Annotated in this window: 16 protein-coding genes, 1 pseudogene and 1 riboswitch; of the genes and pseudogenes, 9 read left to right on the top strand and 8 right to left on the bottom strand. The window is 47.0% G+C overall.

The genetic code is table 11. The features are described 5' to 3' along the window. Positions 1 to 10: 10 nt before the first annotated feature. Positions 11 to 508, bottom strand: coding sequence for a thiol peroxidase (gene tpx / locus P8S55_RS03705; protein WP_289224935.1), 498 nt, complete (start codon positions 506 to 508; stop codon positions 11 to 13). Positions 509 to 597: 89 nt separating this feature from the next. Between tpx and P8S55_RS11205 the strand changes: the two are divergent. Continuing rightward, positions 598 to 687 (top strand): annotated as a pseudogene (locus tag P8S55_RS11205) (Txe/YoeB family addiction module toxin); the annotation flags it as partial. A gap of 129 nt (positions 688 to 816) precedes the next feature. Here P8S55_RS11205 and P8S55_RS03695 read toward each other — a convergent pair. The 6 genes from P8S55_RS03695 to thiC form a co-directional block, all read right to left on the bottom strand. Beyond that, the gene (locus P8S55_RS03695; RefSeq protein ID WP_289224934.1) at positions 817 to 1,614 is read right to left on the bottom strand and encodes a thiazole synthase; all 798 of its coding nucleotides are present in this window, start codon (positions 1,612 to 1,614) and stop codon (positions 817 to 819) included. 16 nt (positions 1,615 to 1,630) lie between these two features. Then, positions 1,631 to 1,870: a type II toxin-antitoxin system RelE/ParE family toxin gene (locus P8S55_RS03690; RefSeq protein WP_289224933.1), complete on the bottom strand. Its 240-nt coding sequence runs from the start codon at positions 1,868 to 1,870 to the stop codon at positions 1,631 to 1,633. 20 nt (positions 1,871 to 1,890) lie between these two features. Further along, complete coding sequence (locus P8S55_RS03685; RefSeq protein ID WP_289224932.1) at positions 1,891 to 2,151, bottom strand: type II toxin-antitoxin system Phd/YefM family antitoxin; 261 nt, start codon at positions 2,149 to 2,151, stop codon at positions 1,891 to 1,893. 87 nt (positions 2,152 to 2,238) lie between these two features. After that, positions 2,239 to 2,433: a sulfur carrier protein ThiS gene (gene thiS, locus P8S55_RS03680; RefSeq protein ID WP_289224931.1), complete on the bottom strand. Its 195-nt coding sequence runs from the start codon at positions 2,431 to 2,433 to the stop codon at positions 2,239 to 2,241. A gap of 336 nt (positions 2,434 to 2,769) precedes the next feature. Next, positions 2,770 to 3,819 (bottom strand): FAD-dependent oxidoreductase, encoded by a 1,050-nt coding sequence (locus tag P8S55_RS03675; RefSeq protein ID WP_289224930.1) that lies wholly within the window; start codon positions 3,817 to 3,819, stop codon positions 2,770 to 2,772. Positions 3,820 to 3,822: 3 nt separating this feature from the next. Continuing rightward, positions 3,823 to 5,712: a phosphomethylpyrimidine synthase ThiC gene (gene thiC / locus P8S55_RS03670; protein WP_289224929.1), complete on the bottom strand. Its 1,890-nt coding sequence runs from the start codon at positions 5,710 to 5,712 to the stop codon at positions 3,823 to 3,825. Between the two features lie 73 nt (positions 5,713 to 5,785). Next, a riboswitch (TPP riboswitch) is annotated at positions 5,786 to 5,895 on the bottom strand. Between the two features lie 453 nt (positions 5,896 to 6,348). On the opposite strand from thiC, the gene P8S55_RS03665 reads away from it, so the two are divergent. The 8 genes from P8S55_RS03665 to P8S55_RS03630 all read left to right on the top strand — a co-directional run bounded on the left by P8S55_RS03665 (position 6,349) and on the right by P8S55_RS03630 (position 16,270). After that, positions 6,349 to 7,431, top strand: coding sequence for a response regulator (locus P8S55_RS03665; RefSeq protein WP_289224928.1), 1,083 nt, complete (start codon positions 6,349 to 6,351; stop codon positions 7,429 to 7,431). A gap of 15 nt (positions 7,432 to 7,446) precedes the next feature. Next, positions 7,447 to 7,713 (top strand): hypothetical protein, encoded by a 267-nt coding sequence (locus tag P8S55_RS03660; RefSeq protein ID WP_289224927.1) that lies wholly within the window; start codon positions 7,447 to 7,449, stop codon positions 7,711 to 7,713. A gap of 14 nt (positions 7,714 to 7,727) precedes the next feature. Further along, entirely contained in the window at positions 7,728 to 11,855 is a 4,128-nt protein-coding gene (locus tag P8S55_RS03655) for a response regulator (RefSeq protein ID WP_289224926.1), read from the top strand. Positions 11,856 to 11,911: 56 nt separating this feature from the next. After that, complete coding sequence (trmA, locus tag P8S55_RS03650; RefSeq protein ID WP_289224925.1) at positions 11,912 to 13,033, top strand: tRNA (uridine(54)-C5)-methyltransferase TrmA; 1,122 nt, start codon at positions 11,912 to 11,914, stop codon at positions 13,031 to 13,033. Next, on the top strand, positions 13,030 to 13,797 hold the full coding sequence (locus P8S55_RS03645; RefSeq protein WP_289224924.1) for a sulfite exporter TauE/SafE family protein: 768 nt from the start codon (positions 13,030 to 13,032) through the stop codon (positions 13,795 to 13,797). Before trmA ends, P8S55_RS03645 begins: the two co-directional genes overlap by 4 nt. Before the next feature lie 14 nt (positions 13,798 to 13,811). Continuing rightward, positions 13,812 to 14,588: a tRNA 2-thiocytidine biosynthesis TtcA family protein gene (locus tag P8S55_RS03640; protein ID WP_289225305.1), complete on the top strand. Its 777-nt coding sequence runs from the start codon at positions 13,812 to 13,814 to the stop codon at positions 14,586 to 14,588. Next, entirely contained in the window at positions 14,581 to 15,489 is a 909-nt protein-coding gene (locus tag P8S55_RS03635) for a lysophospholipid acyltransferase family protein (RefSeq protein WP_289224923.1), read from the top strand. The genes P8S55_RS03640 and P8S55_RS03635 overlap by 8 nt, the downstream gene beginning before the upstream one ends. Before the next feature lie 115 nt (positions 15,490 to 15,604). After that, complete coding sequence (locus P8S55_RS03630; RefSeq protein WP_289224922.1) at positions 15,605 to 16,270, top strand: hypothetical protein; 666 nt, start codon at positions 15,605 to 15,607, stop codon at positions 16,268 to 16,270. A gap of 53 nt (positions 16,271 to 16,323) precedes the next feature. Here P8S55_RS03630 and polA read toward each other — a convergent pair whose 3' ends face one another. Continuing rightward, a complete protein-coding gene (gene polA / locus P8S55_RS03625) occupies positions 16,324 to 19,137 on the bottom strand; it encodes a DNA polymerase I (protein ID WP_289224921.1) in 2,814 nt (937 codons plus the stop codon). Positions 19,138 to 19,218 lie beyond the last annotated feature (81 nt).

Raw genomic sequence — 19,218 nt, 5'->3', positions numbered from 1 at the left:
GTGGGGGAGGTTAAAGTGCAGCTAGCGCCGCGCTATAGTTGGGTTCTTGTGCAATTTCAGGCACTTGTTCGGTGTAGATAATCTGACCCGTTTCATCGATTACAATGATGGCACGGGAGAGTAAGCCCGCTAATGGTCCCGTTTTTATGGTTAAACCAAAGGCCGAACCGAACACATCATGGCGAAAAGTTGAAAGCATTATCAGGTTTTCAATGCCTTCTGCGCCGCAAAATCGAGCTTGCGCAAAGGGCAAATCGGCTGAAATACATAACACTTTGGTGTTGTCGAGTTGTGCCGCTTGCTGGTTAAACATGCGAACCGAGGCGGCACACACGCTAGTGTCAATGCTTGGAAATACATTCAAAACCAAGCGCGAGCCTTTAAGGTCAGCTAATAAAATATCGTTTAAATCGGCTTGGGTTAATGCCGCTTCTGGCGCCATCGTGCCGATAGTTGGAAGTTCGCCTACTGTTTCAATTGGATTGCCTTTTAATGTAATCGTCGCCATGCGCTTCTCCTTAATGTAATGAAAACACAAGTTTGATTCTGGCAGTAAATGCATCGAATAACAAGGGGTAGAGCGTCTATCTTTATTGGCAAAAAACAGAAAAATATAAACTCAAGCGTATCAATTCGTTGATTAAAGCCATTCAGTACCAACCTTTTAGCGGCTTGGGCGCTCCCTAACCGCTAAAGCCCAATTGGTGCAGCGGCTGGTCACGCCGCATCGACATAGAACAACAGCTCGTCTATAAAGTAACAGGTGAGCAGCTCTAGATTGTTCAATGTCGTTATCATTGTTGAGTCAGGTTGGCGTCAACCCTGATGCCAAAACGGGGTGCCGAGGGTTGGGGTGGAGGCGCTGGCGAGTTCGCGTTGCGGCATGCTACCTGCTTCAAAGCCTAGGCGTCCGGCGTTCATGGCATATTTGAAAGCGCCGGCCATTTTGACCGGATCATCGGCTAAGGCCACCGCCGAGTTAAGCAGTACACCATCAAAGCCCATTTCTAGGGCTTGCGCCGCGTGCGAAGGTTTACCGATGCCCGCATCGACAATTAAGGTGGTTTTGTCGAGGCGTTGGCGGATCAGTTCCATATTGTAGGGATTCATTATGCCTTTGCCAGAACCAATCGGTGACGCCCAGGGCATTACAATCCGACAGCCGACATCGACTAAACGCTGACACAACACCAAATCATCACTGGCATAAGGGAAAACCTCAAAGCCGTCTTCAACTAAAGCCTGGGCAGCTTTGACCAGATCAAACGGATCAGGTTGTAAGGTGTAATCATCACCAATAACTTCGAGCTTAATCCAGTGGGTGCCGAAAATTTCACGCGCCATTTGCGCGGTGGTTATCGCTTCTTTGGCATTTCGACAACCGGCGGTATTTGGCAAAATATGACAACCCAGTGACTGGATAATCTGCCAAAAGGCCTGCCCACTCTGATCACCGGGGTTCTGGCGGCGAATGGATACCGTGACCACTTGGCTGCCACTGGCTTGAATCGCTTGGCGCATAATATCTGGTGACGGATACAAAGCCGAACCGATTAGTAAGCGGCTGTTAATTTTTTTATCCGCGAGTAACCAGGCCTGGTTGTTAGGGGTCATAGTCTTATCCTGTTTTTTATTCACCATAATGGGTTTTTGCACGAACAACTAAAACAATGCATTGTCCCTGTTCTATGCGATAGACAATGCGATCCTGAAAACTCAAGTGCACGGAATAATAGCCTTCTAAATCACCCATCAGCAGCTTACCGGTTTCGGGTGCGATGGCGATTTTATTGCGTAAAATGTCCTTGAGTTTGTTTTTAAGCTTTGGCGAGAGTTTTACCACATCCTTTTGTGCCAGTTTCGTGAACACAATTTGATAGCCCTCGCAACTCACTGTGGTTCTCCGAATACCTCGTCAAAACTGGCTAAATCACCAGAATCGGCTTGAGCAACAGACTGACTAAATGTTTGTTTAAAATCTGGCTGCGATAAAAGGTGAAGTGTTTCCTGTAAACTCTCATAATCTTCGGCCGACATAATGACGGCATTACCGGTTTTGTGTTGTACTTGAAACATTTCATGCTGCTGATTTGCCTGTTTAATCAGCTCAAAAAATGTTTTTCTGGCTTCTGTCGCGGTTAAAGTCATCATGGGGTTAGCCTCTTGTGTTTATAAAGCGTACCACTTAATGTACCATTGCTTTCCTGCGCAGTAAACCTATTCACCTCAGGCAAATGATTATCCGCCTTGCATCGGGGCGACGATTTCTATGCGGTCGTTTTCCGCTATGGGTGTCTGGGCATACTGGCTTTTGGGCACAAAGTTTTCATTTCGCGCCAAGGCAAATGCGCCTTCAATTTTTAATTCCGCCACCAGGCCTGCTAGGTTGGTTGCGTTGGTTTCATTGGGTTTATCGTTAATCAGTAAAATCATATTTCACCTGTTTTCATTCCATAGCGACGCGAAGGTTTTACCTCGTTCCCATGCTCTCTAACGTATGCACACTTCTTTTCTCGTTCCCACGCTGTGCGTGGGAACGCCTACTAGGCAGGTCGGGTTAATTCGCTCCAACCGAAAAGTCGGTCTGCGTTCCCACTGAGGACAGTGGGAACGAGGGCAAAACGCGTCATTCCGGCGAAGGCCGGAATCTCAAACCGACGGCACACAACCTCAAGAGATCCCGGCCTGCGCCGGGATGACGTACAAATACTCCGGGATGACGTACAAATAAGCCAGCTCTTTGCTCTCGTTCACAAGGCGAAAGCGCGTTCAAACAAGCTGCGCTAATGCTTTTTCAACAATCGCGGGCGAAAACAAATAGCCGTGGCGATATAAACCGTTAATGCGCGTGAGGCCGTCGAATTGTTCAATCCTTGGCAGGTTATCGCCCAGCGCCGGGCGGCAATTGGTCAGTTGATTGACGATGCGCGCTTCGGCAAAACCCGGATGCACACTGTAGACCGCCGACAATAATTCTAAGCTAGAGCGCACTGACATAGGGCTGCGATCATCGCTTTCGATTTCACTCGCGCCAATCACATAACGCCCATTGGCGCGCGGCACAATATAAATGCGATAACGCGGATGCATGAGGCGCACCGGACGGCTGAGTTTGACTTCTGGCGCATCCAACCAAAACACTTCACCCCGCACCCCGCGTAAATCTTGGATGTCTGCTTTTGCGCCTAAGCCACGACAATCAAACACCCAATCAAACGTTATTCCTTCAATCTGGCGGTTTGCCAGATGCTCAACAGGCTGATTTTCGCGCCATTCCACCAGCGGATTATTTTTTAGCAGGCGTTCGCTTTGAGCAAAAAACTGCGTTGAATCCACTTGGCCTTCATTCGGCAGCCACCAGGCCTGGTGGTGATGGGCGAGTTCGGGTTCCAGTTGGGTTAAGCGTGCATTATTGAGCGGTTCAACCTGATAGCCGTCCGGCAGTTTATGAGTCAGTTGACGCATAAAATGTTGTAAGTCGGCACGGTCATTATGGTGCGCTAGAATCAAGCTGCCGCGATGCTGAAAGTCCACCGCGCAATCCTGCTCCGCCATCCAGTTCAACAAATCCGGCCAAAGTTCAATTGAGCGTACACCCAGTTGAAACAATTGGGCATCCATTAACTCCAACTCAGCAAAAGGCGCAAGCATGCCTGCTGCGGTGTATCCAGCCGCATTGGGTTGAGTGTTGGCGCTATCTTTTTCATAGAGCGTGACCTGAATGCCGCGCTGAATTAAATTCAACGCCAACACCCGCCCCACCAGGCCTGCTCCGACGATACCAACAGTTTTTAAACCGCCTAAGGTCGCGCCACTCATGACTTAAGCCTGTTTTTTCAGTTGGTCAGCCAGCTGAACAACTGGCACTGAAATTTCACTACCAAGCTCTTTAAACGTTTGCGCTTGTTCCGCCATGCCCGCCTCTAACGCTTTTTGCTCATCCACACCCAATTTTGCGGCGTAATCGCGCACTTCTTGGCTGATTTTCATCGAGCAGAATTTTGGCCCACACATCGAGCAGAAATGCGCTACTTTGGCCGAATCCCGCGGTAGGGTTTCATCGTGATAGGCCATTGCGCGTTCAGGATCAAGCCCAATATTAAACTGATCCATCCAGCGGAATTCAAAGCGGGCTTTACTCATTTCATCATCACGATAACGCGCCCCCGGATGCCCCTTAGCAATATCTGCGGCATGAGCAGCGATTTTATAGGCCATTAAGCCTTCCTTTACATCTTCACGGTTGGGCAAGCCCAAGTGTTCTTTAGGCGTGACATAACACAGCATCGCCGTACCGTACCAGCCGATCATCGCTGCGCCAATCGCTGAGGTAATATGGTCATAACCCGGTGCAATATCGGTGGTCAAGGGGCCAAGGGTATAAAAAGGCGCTTCGTGACAAAGCTCTAACTGCAAATCCATGTTTTCTTTAATCTTGTGCATCGGTACGTGACCCGGGCCTTCGATAATGGTTTGCACATCATGTTTCCAAGCGATTTTAGTCAGCTCGCCTAGGGTTTTGAGCTCAGCTAATTGCGCTTCATCATTCGCGTCCGCTAACGAACCCGGACGCAAGCCATCACCGAGTGAGAAGCTAACATCATAGGTTTTCATAATTTCGCAGATATCCTCGAAATGGGTGTAGAGAAAACTTTCTTTATGGTGCGCTAAACACCATTTCGCCATAATCGAACCGCCACGCGACACAATGCCGGTGACACGTTTGGCCGTCATCGGCACATAACGCAATAGCACGCCAGCGTGAATCGTAAAATAATCCACCCCCTGTTCGGCCTGTTCAATCAACGTATCGCGGTAAACCTCCCAACTCAGATCTTCAACCACGCCATTCACCTTTTCCAAGGCTTGATACAAAGGCACGGTACCGATCGGCACCGGCGAGTTGCGCACAATCCAATCGCGGGTAGCGTGAATGTTTTTACCGGTCGATAAATCCATCACCGTATCGCCGCCCCAGCGGGTTGACCAAACCATTTTTTCGACTTCTTCGGCAATCGACGAGGTCAGTGCCGAGTTACCGATATTGGCGTTGATTTTAACCAAGAAATTACGACCGATAATCATCGGCTCGGATTCCGGATGGTTAATGTTATTTGGGATCACCGCGCGCCCAGCGGCAACTTCGGCACGCACAAACTCAGGGGTAATCAACGCTGGCAGATTCGCGCCAAAGCTTTCGCCTTTTAAGCGCGCTTCGCGTTCGGCATCAATCACTTCAGTATGGCGCTGGTTTTCACGAATCGCGATGAACTCCATTTCCGGCGTAATAATGCCTTGGCGGGCATAATGCATTTGGGTGACGTTTTTGCCGGCTTTAGCGCGTAGCGGTTTACGTTTTAAGCCCTTTTCCGCCACCAACAATGCTTCTGGCACATCGGTTTCACGCTTGTAACCATTGTCCACCGCTTGAGTTTGACGGCCCTCATAGACTTCAACATCGCCACGCGCGCCAATCCAGCTTTTACGAATCGGTTCAATCCCTTGGGTTAAATCAATTTTGGCATTGGGGTCAGTGTAAGGGCCGGAGGTATCATAAACCGTCAGGGTTTCGCCATTGGTCAAAGCGATTTCGCGCATCGGCACACGAATGTCTTTATGGATTTCGCCAGGGATATAGGTTTTTGTCGAAGCCGGTAACGGTTCGCGAGTGATTTCGCTGTGTTCAGCCGTGTGCTTAATGTTTTGAGTCATGTTTTTCTCCAAATAGTTTTGGGATAGAAAAACAGCGCGAAAACGAGAAATTAAAAGGTGAAATGGTTACGCCGATTAAGATGCTTCTCTTCCCTACGCTGGTTCTAACCAGTTCAAGTTCAGCGGGTTAGGTCGAAGACCTTCTCAGCTTCCGCTTGCGCGAAAGCACCCCGAGAGATGAGTCAGAGGTTATCGCTGGGGAAGTGTTTTGTCAAGCGCTAAAATTTATCAATCGCTCAAATCACCTTATTCGAACAGCTGGTCAGAAATGCTGGTAGGGTTTAGATGGGTGCGTTAAGCAGTCCCGCTCGCGATTGATGAGCGTATTAACAATGGAATAAACCTTATCTAGCTGCTACAATAATCCATGTTGCAAAATCGAATTCTCGAGTCGCTTAAGATAAGCATGTGTGCTGTTTGTACTAGCTTGATAATCACTGGGGCGGCTTGAATAGCGATGGTTTTTGAACAGTGGTATTAAAGAGTAAGTGCAACGCTCAGCCCTATAGTTTAAAGTACAATCCTAGTTGAAATTTTGATAATAGGCAGTTTGATTTTATAGACGTTTGTTATAATTTATCAGCATTAGCATGTATTTAAATATATGTTTTTTATGAACTAAAGAGACCGTTTTTTATGTCCTTTGCCTTAAAGCCGACCATTCTCTGCGTTGATGATACGCCCGCTAATCTTACGTTGTTAAATGCGCTACTTGAAAGAGACTACCAAGTGAAGTTAATCAACTCAGGTATTAAAGCACTCAAACTGCTTGAACGCTTGGAGGTTGACTTAATTTTGTTAGACGTGATGATGCCTGAAATGGATGGTTATGACGTTTGCCAGCGTCTCAAAACCCAAGCGCATACTCAGTCAATACCCGTGTTGTTTTTAACCGCACTAAGTAACACCGAAGATGAACAACGTGCCTTGTCAGTGGGTGGCAGCGACTTTATTACCAAGCCGATTAATCCGGATGTACTAAAAGCGCGGATACATACCCACATACAACTTAAGCGCTACCATGACAGTTTGCGCCAGCAAAACACGGAGCTTGAAGCCCGATTAGAAAAGCGTTTGAGTGATATTTATAACTTGCAAGATGCCAGTTTATCCGTAATGATTTCATTAGCTGAGTTTCGTGATGAAGACACCGGCATGCATATTAAACGCACTCAGCACTTTGTTAGGCTTATTGCACAGCAAGCGCAACGAAGTCTACCTCATTTGCAACTTGGTGATGACCAGATTGAGCTGATGACGCGTTGTGCGCCTTTACATGATGTGGGCAAAATAACGATACCTGATCATATTTTACTTAAGCCAGGGAAATTGACGGATGATGAGTTTGAGGTAATGAAAAGCCATGCGCAGCGTGGGTATGATATTTTAGCCTCTGCAGCCAAATCGATGGGGACGTACGGTGACTATCTCGAAATGGCAAAAGCAATCGCAATCAGCCATCATGAAAAATGGGATGGTAGCGGATATCCTAATCGACTTGCAGGCAATGCGATTCCTCTAGCGGGGCGTTTAATGGCCTTAGCCGATGTTTATGATGCACTGCGATCGGCACGAACTTATAAAGCCGCGTTTGAACATAACCGAGCATTAGAGATTATGCAAGAAATGAGTGCCAAGCATTTTGATCCAGAATTGTTTGCTTGTTTTATGTCGATAGAAGACCAAATTTTAACTATCAGCCAGCAATGGGCTGACTAGATTTATAAGAAGCCTATGACGGATAAGCCAATAGAAAATCATACCCTGTCTATTTCGATTGTTGATGCTACTCCCCAAATGTGCGGACAAATTAGCTCGCTTTTACAAGGTGAAGGTTATAAAAAAGTCTCGGTATTGACCAGCCCGCAGAAGACGTTATCGCACTTAAGTGACTCCAAGTTAATTATGATTACGGCGGATACCGCACCCAGCATAGTGCAAACAGCAATTTTAGCCGGTGCCAATCACTCTATAGTTCAACCGTGTGCGAATAAACTTTAATTTGAGATGAATCTATGAAAAAAGCAACCGATAGGTTAACTAAGCAACTGGCGGTCGCTTTTGCTATTACGATTGTTATGGTACTAGCGATGGTTATTTATACGGCTAGTCTAGTCAAAGAGCATAGAGCTTATCAACACAAGCTCAACAGTCTTCCTGTTTTAATTGATTATGGTTTTGCGCTAACCCAAGAGTCGCGTCGCGGTTACGTGATGAGTAAAGTACCGTGGTTGGTAACGGATATCGAAATTAGTCGTCAGCTTCAACAGGACACGGATCAAAGCGCACAGGCAACTTTTAATAGCGATTTTTTTTTAACATCTCAAGCTGATAAAGAATATCGGCAAGAACAGATAGCGAACTTTAAGCTGACTCGCCAAGCGCTCAGTGAATGTATGTCTAATCAAGATAATATAGCCTGTAGTCCGTTGGGGGATAAGTTTATGCAAGAAGGTACAAACCTTCATGCGCATCTAGTTGGCTCGATGACAAATTTATTTTTTCAAACACCGATTTACGAGCCAGTTATTACGGATCGAATGACCTTGATGCGCACTTATCTTAATTACCATCAAGCCGTGTCTAAAGTGTTAAGTACGATAAGCGTACTGGATGCTAGCCAAGGTAGTAGTTCGCTAGATTCGCTCGCTACACGTTTTAATGCCGCGCAATTGGAGTTTAATAAACTCGGCTATTTACTGAAAGCCCATCGGCAGAGTTTTTCTGGCGAATTGCTTGATAAAATTGAGCAAGACAAGCAAGCTTATCAGCATCTTATGGATCGTTATATCTATCCCATGCTTGAAGGTAGCTACCAGTCTAATTTTAGCTTTAACTTTGATATAGATGAGTCTCGGTCTTTTTATTTGCAGTTGCATGAAACCTTGCACCTCATTGAAAAAGAGTTGTCTAGCCAATATCACCAGCTGCTTTTAGAAAAAACGGCGAAGCGCATGGCGCTAATAGTAGCTGCATTATTGCTTTTAATAGTGTTGTTTGTTTATGGGCGTGGCATTCGCCGCCAAGCTATTATTCCTTTGCAGGAAAACGAAGCTATTTTACGCTCGGCAGCCGCCGGCATTGTTCAAATTAATGCGCAGGATATAATGATTCGAGTCAATCCGGCGGCACTTAGCCTGTTTGGTTATGCGGAGACTGAGTTGCTTGGGCAGAACGTTAAAATCTTGATGCCTGATTCCTATGCTGAGCACCATGATCAGTACCTTGCGAACCAAGTTAATACGGGCGTCAATAAAATCATTGGTAAAGGCCGCGAAGTAGTCGCACTGAATAAACAGGGTGAGGCGTTCCCTATTCACTTAGCGATTAGTCGAGTGGATGGGGTTCAAGATCTTAGTTTTATTGGATTTGTTACTGACTTACGTGAACGTGAAGCGGAGCGTAAAGCGACCAACCTGCGTTCAAAGTTGCTAGGAGCACTCAAAAAAGCCACTGAAGAGTTTGTCGCTATTACAGATAACCAGGATCAAGTTTGGGATGATTTGCTGCATAGTGTTTTAGAGATAACAGACAGTGAACAGGGGTTTATTGGTGAGGTACTATTTCGAAATAATGGTGAGCGCTGTTTAAAAATACATGCGATTACTAATATTTCCTGGGATGAGCCGTCTTATCAGCTTTATGAGAAGTTAAAAAGCCAAGATATGTTGCTGTGTAGTGATAAAACCATGATAGGTTTAGCCATGCACCAAGAGCAGATTGTTATTGGTAATGATATGCAAAACGACCCACGCGGTGGGCATGCACCGCCTGGGCATCCGCCGCTTCGGAAGTATATGGGTGTGCCGATCTTTCAAGGTGGTGAGTTAGTTGGTGTGTATGGTATTGCCAATAGCCCGGAAGATTATAGCTTAGAATTGGCAGAGTTCCTTGAACCGTTTAACAATACGTGCGGGGTATTAATCGCCAGCTTGCGTCAAGCGGCCGAACAAAAAGACTTGTTGAAAAAACTCGAAATCGAAAAGCGTAATGCCGAACAGGCGGCTGAAGCGAAAGCCCACTTTTTGGCGAATATGAGTCATGAAGTTCGAACCCCAATGAATGCGATTTTGGGCATGTCGCATTTAGCATTAAAAACACAGCTTGATAACAAGCAGCGTGATTATGTAGAAAAAATTAAACGTTCAGCAGATAGTCTGCTAACAGTAATAAACGATATTTTGGACTTCTCTAAAATTGAAGCCGGTAAGTTAGAGCTGGAGGAAATTAAGCTTGATATAGAACAATTAGTTCAAGATGCCTTGCTGCCTGTGCAGGTTGCGGCTCGGGCTAAGCGATTGGAAATTGTGGTTGATATTCAGCCCGAGTTGACGGCTTACTATCCATCTCAAGTGTTTGGCGATGCCACTCGAATTGGACAAATCTTGATTAATCTTCTTAATAACGCGGTCAAGTTTACCGATCAAGGTTATATCCGGTTGAGTGTGGGGTTTGATAAACAAACCTGGAAGTTGGTTTTTGTAGTTGAAGATACCGGTATAGGGATGACGGATACGCAGATGCAGCGCTTGTTTTCTGAGTTTTCGCAAGCTGATGTCAGTACAACGCGCAAATACGGCGGAACAGGCTTAGGCTTAGTGATATCTCGTAACTTAGCACGCTTAATGGAGGGTGATTTGACGGTGACGAGTCAGCCAGGTGAGGGCAGCCAATTTACCCTTAGAGTTAATGTATGCTATGAAAACCAGCCTGCTGTTGTGTCCTGTAAAAAGTTAGCACAGACAGCGTTAGTTGTGGATGATCATCCGCTAGCTGCACAACAAGTTGAGAGCCAGTTAGCCTTATTCGATATTCAAACCATCACTATGGATTCTGCAGAAGACGCACTGCTGTATCTTTCGAAAGCAAAAACGCATCCCGATTGGCTTTTTATTGATTGGCAGATGCCCCAAATAAACGGAGTAGAGCTATTTAACCAGATTAAACAGCGCCATCCTGAACTTGTTGATCGCTGTATTCTTATGTCGTTTTATGATTGGCCTGACTTGCAAGAAGCCGCCCAGCGATATGGGATTAAACATACCTTGATGAAACCTGTTTTTGTTGCACCATTAAGTCAGTTGCTGCTAGGTCATACACAAGCCGATCAGCCGCAAGGGTTCGAAGGCTATCCGGACTTAAGTGGTAAGCGCATTTTATTGGTTGAGGATAACTCGATCAATCAGCAAATTGCACAAGAGTTTTTGGCTGAAACACACGCTGAGGTGATTAGTGCAGAAAATGGTGAGGTGGCGGTTTATCTCGTCACGCAAAGTGGACAGCACTTTGACCTTGTCTTGATGGATATTCAGATGCCGGTTATGGATGGGTTAAGTGCTACCCGTGCGTTACGCGCTGCGGGGGTAACTATTCCGATTATAGCGATGACGGCGCATGCGTTTGACGAAGAACGTCAACGCTGTGAAGTGGCAGGAATGAATGCGCACTTTACTAAGCCAATTATTCCAGAGCATTTATATGCGATGCTGGCAGAATGGCTCGATGTCGAAACGCGGTTGCATTCAAGTCAAACGGGATCTAGTGAGTTAGATCAAGCCTTGCGAGAGATTGATGGGTTGGACGAAGCGATTATAAAACGTAACCTAGGCAACAAACCCGAACTGCTTGTATCGGCATTGTGTGACTTTGTAGCACGCTATGCCAATGAGTTGGCGCAATTAAAGCAGACACTGAGCCTTGCGGATCAGGACACTAGTATGCTTAAAGCCCATACCCTAAAAGGCTTATCGGCAACTTTGGGTTTGGTTGAATTGGCAGGATTAATAGCTGAAGTCGAACATCATATTGAAGCGCAGCATTTAGAGGCGGCATTACGCCTGTTGGATAACGCTTCGCTAACAAACTATAAGGCGTTAATGAATCAGTTAGCGGATTTTTGTCAAGCGCATCAGGTCAATCAGCAACTGGTGGAGGTAGACCAAGCGCAATGGCCAACGATACTTGCAAGTTTTAAAGCCATGTTGGCTGATTTTAGTGGCACAACCCAGGATTACTTTGTAGAGCACAAGGCTTACTTTTTGCATTACTTGGCGACTGAAACCGTGCAACAGCTTGAAACGCAGTTGGATAATTTTGAGTTTGATGAGGCTTTATTACTTTTGCCTGATGAACTTGAAACATAATTTGATTCGAGGTTATGCGTGTATCAGTCAGCGCGTTATAATAACTTCATTTAAGTATGTTTGAGGTCGTGTCGGTGCTTTGTCAGGTTTTTCCACAGGATTATCAACAACAGTTAGATGAGAAGCAGCAGCGTTTAACCGCGCTGATTCCACAAGTGGCCGGTTGTTTAGAGGTGTTTGGCTCGCCGCCCACCCATTATCGCCAACGGGCGGAGTTTCGGATTTGGCATACGCCGGCGCGTTTGTTTTATGCGATGTTTGATCCGGCTAACCCCAAGCAACCCGTTGAAATTAGTGCCTGCCCGATGGCCTGTGAGCCGATTGATGGTTTAATGCAACCCTTGTTAGCGAAAATTAGCGAAAACGAGATTTTAAAAAACGGTTTATTTGAGATAGATTTTCTCGCTACCTTGAGCGGCGAAATGCTGGTTACACTGATTTACCGTAAAAAGTTGGCTGACCAGGCCTGGTTGCCAGCGGCGCAAACCCTGCGTGATTGTTTACCGATTAATCATATTATTGGGCGCAGTCGCAAGCAGAAAATTGTGCTTGATCAGGATTTTGTTATCGAGCGGTTAGAAGCCGACCACCAGGCCTGGTGGTTTCAGCAGGTTGAAAATAGCTTTACCCAACCAAATGCGCAGATGGCGCAAAATATGCTCAGTTGGGCGCGCGCGCAAAGTCGTCAAATTGTGGCGCAAGCACCGAGCGATTTGCTGGAGCTTTATTGCGGGAATGGTCATTTTTCAATTGCGCTAGCGGATATTTTTAAGCAGGTGTTGGCCACCGAGATTTCAAAGTCCTCGGTTAAATCCGCGCAGTTTAATTTACAGGCGAATCAGATTGAAAATGTCACCGTGGTCAAAATGGCGGCACAAGAGGTGTCGCTTGCGATGCAAGGCCAAGCGTTTAATCGGATGGCGGACGTAGATTTAGCCGCCCATGATTTTCAAACCATTTTTGTTGACCCACCGCGCTCAGGGCTTGATGACCTAACCCGTAAAATGGCAGCGCAGTATCCGCATATTTTGTATATCTCCTGTAACCCTGAAACCCTTGCGCGCGATTTGAGTGTGTTATTACAAACCCATGAATTACGCGCTGCGGCGCTGTTTGACCAATTTCCCTATAGTCACCACCTTGAGTCGGGTGTTTGGCTGACCCGGAAAGCCTTATGATTCTAGCTTGGGTCGGTGCGCTGATTATTGGTGTGACGTTGGGCTTGTTGGGTTCAGGTGGTTCGATTTTAACCGTCCCGGTTTTGGTGTATTTAGTCGGTCAAGACCCCAAAGTCGCGATGGCCGGCTCGTTGATGATTGTGGCGTTGATTTCGATTTTTGCCGCGTGGCCCTATGCGCGCCAGAAAACCATTGATTGGCGGATGGTCGGCTGGTTTGGCATACCCGGCCTTATTGGGGCGGCGGGCGGTGCTTGGCTGGCACATTTTATTGATTCAATGGTGCAAATGTTGATTTTTGCCGCGCTGATGTTAAGCGCGGCTTATTTAATGTTTAAGCCGATTGACTTAAATGCGCCGCCGAAGGGGCGCGCTAATTATAAGATTGTGGCCGATGGTTTGATGGTCGGTGCCTTGACAGGTCTGGTGGGTGTTGGTGGTGGATTTTTAATAATTCCCGCGCTGATTTTACTTGGTGGTCTGTCGATGCGTCTCGCGGTGGGCACCAGTTTAGTGATTATTGTATTGAAGTCACTGGTTGGTTTTGTGGTGTACTTAGATGTGCTGGCTGCGCAGGATTTAGCCTTGGATTGGCCGATTATTATCAAGTTTAGTTTGATCGGTATTTTAGGCGGCTGGCTGGGGCATAAAATTAGCCACAAATTCGACCAACAAAAACTGCGCCAATTTTTTGCGGTGTTTTTAGTATTAATGAGCTTGTTTATTTTGTATCAAAAACTACCAGGCCTGGTGATGGGGTTGTGATGGATGTTGAAGTGATGAAACAAAAACCGGTTAAGCCGCCGAAGAAGATTTTGCAGATGGTGGGGCGGGCGATGGCGCAGTTTAAGATGTTGCGCGAGGGTGATCGGGTGTTACTCGGCTTGTCTGGCGGTAAGGATTCGCTGGCTTTATTGATGGTGCTTAAGCATTTGCAGCGGCATGCGCCGATTCGTTTTGAGTTGGCGGCCTGTACTATTGACCCGCAAATCCCAGGTTTTGATCCATCGCCATTAAAAGATTTTGTGGCGAGTTTAGGTGTTGCTTATTTTTATGAGTCCGAAGACTTGGTAGCTCTAGCCAATCAATATATGAAAGGCGATTCGTTTTGTAGCTTTTGTTCGCGTCATAAGCGTGGCAAGCTTTATAGCGTTTGTCGGCGCGAGGGCTATAACGTGTTGGCCTTGGGCCAGCATCTCGACGACCTGGCAGAAAGTTTTATGATGTCGGCGTTTAATGCGGGTCAGTTGCGTACCATGAAAGCCCATTATTTAAACAATGAGGGCGATATTCGGATTATCCGGCCGTTTGTTAGGGTGCGCGAAAACCAAACGCGTGATTTTGCTAAGGCAGCCGCTCTGCCAGTGATTGCTGATAACTGTCCGGCTTGTTTTGCCAAGCCGCAGGCGCGCCAGCAATTTAAAGAATTGTTGTTAGAGCAGGAAAAAACCAATAAACATCTGTATGCAAATTTATGGACAGCAATGCAACCGCTGATTAGTGATGATAACCATGCCGGACTAGCTAGCCTGGTGACGGGGGATGATTATGAGTAAAACTTTGGCTTCAAGTGCACAGCATCCGATCGCTGGTGCATTCTTTAAGGGAATAATTTGGGTTTTTGCCAAGTTACCCTTCACGTTGAATCGGCGGCTGGGTCGTGCTTTAGGTTGGTTGCTATGGCAGCTGCCTAATTCGACTAAGCGGACAACCCAGACTAACCTAGCGATTGCCTATCCCGATTTAAGCCGCGCCGCGCGCGATGACCTGGCTAAAAAGAGTTTAGCTCAGTTGGGCAAAACGGTGACTGAGCTAGGCCCTTTGTGGTTGTGGCCCAAACAAAAACTCTTACCTTTGATAAAAGAGGTGCGCGGTTTAGCGCAACTTGAGGCAGGTTTGGCGCAAGGGCGTGGGGTTATTGTGTTGTCGCCACATTTGGGCGCTTGGGAGTTAATGGGTTGGTATTGGTCGGTTCAGTATGGTATTACTAGCCTGTATCGGCCGCCGCGTATGGCGTCAATTGAAACTTTTATGCGCACGGTGCGTGAGCGTGCCGGTGCACATTTAGTGCCGACCGACATGAGTGGCGTAAAGGCTTTACGTCGCGCCCTTAAAAATCAGCAAATCGTCGGCATTTTACCCGATCAAGACCCTGGTGCCAGTGGTGGGGTGATTGCACCGTTTTTTAATCAGCCCGCCAATACTATGTTGCTGGTGGCAAAATTAGCACAAAAGGCACAGTGTCCGGTTTTTTATACCTTTGCTGAACGCCTAGCCGGTGCAGAAGGTTACCGGATTCATGTTATGCCTGCTTTGGATGAAGTGAGTAGTGGTGATGAGTTTGTTGCAGCGAAGGCTTTGAATCAGGGAGTTGAGCGGGCATTAAGTATTTGTCCGAGTCAGTACCAATGGTCTTATAAGCGCTATAAAAATGTGCCTGGTCAAAAAGTTTATTAGCAGAAGTAGCTTATAACAAACACTTTAGCTACTTCATAATTCATGATTTAAGCACAATCACCATTCAAGAATTCTATTACAATATAAATGAGTTTTATTAACCTAGGAGATATACGTGAAAAAGACTTTATTAAGCGCTGTAATGGCTAGTGTAATAGGTATGGTACCTTTAGCCGCTTATGCTGACGCTAAGCAACCCTTAACGGCAGGTGAAATGCAAACGATTCGTATCATGGCAGGTACAACCGTTGGTCAAGCAATGCAAGGCGCGATGAATGTTAGTAATCTTGGTATCATTAGTAACCGTTCACGCGTTTGTGGCACCTTAGCCGGTGGTATTGGTGGTGGGTATTTAGCTAAGAAAGCTGATGCGGGATTTGTTTATGAGTCTGTTGCAACAGCGGAAGATATCAAAGCGGCCGTAGCGCGTATTATGGATCAAGAAGCCGTTTATTTAGCTTTTGGCGGCGAATTTAAGCGCGATGATAACGTTGCAATGCTTGAGCTTACATTAGCGGCTCTTGCTGAAGCAAACTACCAAGGCACGGTTGTGTTCCATGTAGTCACCTGGGCACAAAATCAGCCAAGCGAGATTGTTAAAAAGAACGCCAAAGTTGCGCAGTATTTAGCTAAGACCAATTTAGCGACCATAACGTTGGATCTTCCTAATAGCCAAGCCGCATTGCAAAAAGTAACGCTTGAGGGCACAGAGTTTAGCCTTGAAGAAATAGGTCGTGTTGATCTTCGTCAGGATCTAGTTGAATTGTTCCGTCGTGCTTAATAGCGCGTTGTGAATATAACCTGTTAAAAAACAAACGGCTCTAGAGCCGTTTTTTAATGCGCCTGATCCCAATTATCGCCTTCACCGATTTCAACAATTAAGGGCACATTCAGCGTCATCGCGCTTTCCATTATGCGCTTAATCTGCGGCTTGAGCTGTTTAAGTTGTTCGGTTTTAACTTCAAAAACCAATTCATCGTGTACCTGCATCAGCATCCGAATATCCAAGCCACTTTGGTCGATCCACTGATCTAGGGTTATCATCGCTTTTTTAATAATATCAGCGGCGCTACCCTGCATCGGGGCGTTAATGGCGGTGCGTTCGGCGTGCTGCTTGCGTGGACCACGCGCTTTGATATCCGGCAGATAAAAGCGTCGCCCAGCAAGGGTTTCCACATAACCATAATACTGGGCATCGGCTTTGGTGGTGTTCATATAGGTTTTGACCCCGGGATAGCGCTCAAAATAACGGTCAATATAAGCTTGTGCCAGGCCGCGATCTATCCCCAGCTGGTTAGCCAAGCCAAACGCCGACATGCCATAAATTAAACCAAAGTTGACCGCTTTGGCGCTACGGCGCTGTTCGGTGGTGACATCGGCCAGCGGCATATCAAAAATTTCTGCCGCCGTAGCTTGGTGAATATCCTTGCCTTGCGCAAACGCTGCTACCAGGCCGGCATCTTGGCTTAAATGCGCCATAATGCGCAACTCGATTTGTGAATAGTCAGCGGCGACCAGTTTATAACCAGGCCTGGCGATAAACGCTTGGCGAATACGCCGCCCTTCGGCGGTGCGAATCGGAATATTTTGTAGGTTAGGATCAGTAGACGATAAGCGCCCGGTTGATGCCACGGCCTGCTGATAAGAGGTGTGAACCCGCCCGGTTTGTGGGTTGATTTGCTTGGGTAGCGCATCGGTATATGTCGATTTAAGCTTGGCTAAGCTGCGGTGTTGGGTAATGACTTTGGGCAGCTCGTGACCTTGCTGCGCAAGTTCAGCGAGCACGGGTTCGGCGGTCGAGGGCACGCCTTTCGGGGTCTTTTTAATCACCGGTAAACCCAGTTTTTCAAACAAGATTTCTTGCAGTTGCTTGGGGGAGCCAAGGTTAAATTGCTGCCCCGCAAGGCGATAGGCTTCTTCTTCGAGGGCGGTAATTTTTTCGGCCAACTCAGCGCTTTGAATCTTCAGCAGATCCTTGTCGATTAACATGCCGTGGCGTTCCATTTTGGCTAAAATCGGCAATAACGGCATTTCAATTTCGTTTAATACCGCTACCAGGCCTGGTTGTTGGGTTAGCTTGGGGTGCAAGGCGTGATGCAGTTGCAACGTAATATCAGCATCTTCGGCGGCGTAAGGCGTGGCCTGCTCCAGCTCAATTTGGTTAAAGGTTTTTTGGTTTTTGCCTTTACCGGCAAGGTCGGCAAATTTAATGGTGGTTTTTTGCAGATAAAACTCGGCCAAATCGTCCATATTGTGACGGCTGGCAACCGAATTGAGCACATAGGATTCGAGCATGGTGTCAAACGCGATGCCTTGTAAAACAATGCCGTGATTGTGAAAAACGTGCCAATCGTATTTTAGATTTTGCCCAACTTTTTGCGGCTTGGTTGATTCGAGTAACGGTTTCAGCTCAGCGAGTGTGGCATCAAAACCCAGTTGGCTCGGTGCGTCTTCATAATCATGGCGCAGGGGCAGATAAGCGGCTTGAATTTTACCCCCCTGCTCAAGCGCAAAGCTAAGTCCAACTAATTGCGCTTGCATCGAATCCAGTGAGGTGGTTTCGGTGTCGATAGCAAAGTGTTCAGCCTGGGTGAGTTTTTGGAGCCACAAATCAAAATCGGCCTGGGTTAGAATCGTTTGATAGTCAGCGGATTCTAATGTTTTTACAGCCAGGCCCGTCGTGCCCTTTGGGTATGGTGGTGTTTCAGCGGGTTTTACTCGATTTTTTTGCGGGTTGTTAGCACCAGGCCTGGCATGGTGATTCACCTGTTTACTAAAAGGCAATTGAGCTTGTTCAAGCTGTTTGAGCCAGTTTTTAAATTCATACTCGCTAAACAAGCGCCTGAGTGCATCGATATCGGCCTCACGGCGGACTAAATCAGGCAGATTGATCGGTAAATCGCAATCTGTTCGAATCGTGGTCAGCTGGCGCGACAGCGCCAAATGCGCAATATGTTCGCGTAGGGTTTCACCAATCTTGCCCTTGATTTCATCGGCATGCGCGATCAGGTTATCAATATTGCCATAAGCGTCCAGCCATTTCACTGCGGTTTTCGGGCCACATTTTGGAATGCCGGGGATGTTGTCCGAGCTATCGCCCATCAGCGCCAAATAGTCGATGATTTGATCTGGGCGAATCCCAAACTTTTCCACCACCTTATCCGGTGTCATTAGGGTATCGGTCATGGTGTTAATCAGCGTAATATGTGCATTCACCAGCTGCGCCATGTCCTTGTCGCCGGTCGAAATCAGCGCATCGCGTTGCGCTTGCGTCGCTTGCACCGCCAGCGTGCCAATCACATCATCGGCTTCCACCCCCTCAATCACCAATAAGGGTAATCCGAGCGCCTTAACAATCTGGTGAATCGGCTCAATTTGAACCCGTAACTCATCCGGCATCGGCGGGCGATGGGCTTTGTATTCAGGAAAAAGCTCATTGCGAAAGGTCTTGCCCTTGGCATCAAACACCACCGCCATGTGCTCTGGCTGATAGGTTTCCAGTAGCTTGCCAATCATATTGGTTACGCCATAAATCGCCCCCGTTGGATGCCCAGCGGCATTCGTCAGCGGCGGCATCGCATGAAATGCACGAAATAAATAAGACGAACCATCAACCAAAATAATCGGAGCAGTAGGTGTTTGAGACATGGGTAACCTTGATGACTGGATGTATTGGGCGAAGTATAGCAAATCTTGGAGGCGGATAGGTGTCTAAGCTGATTTAGAGCG

Source organism: Thiomicrospira sp. R3, from assembly GCF_029581415.1.
Taxonomy (GTDB): Bacteria; Pseudomonadota; Gammaproteobacteria; order Thiomicrospirales; family Thiomicrospiraceae; genus Thiomicrospira.
Note: the sequence above shows the minus strand (reverse complement) of the source record. Positions and strands in the feature narration are given on the sequence as shown.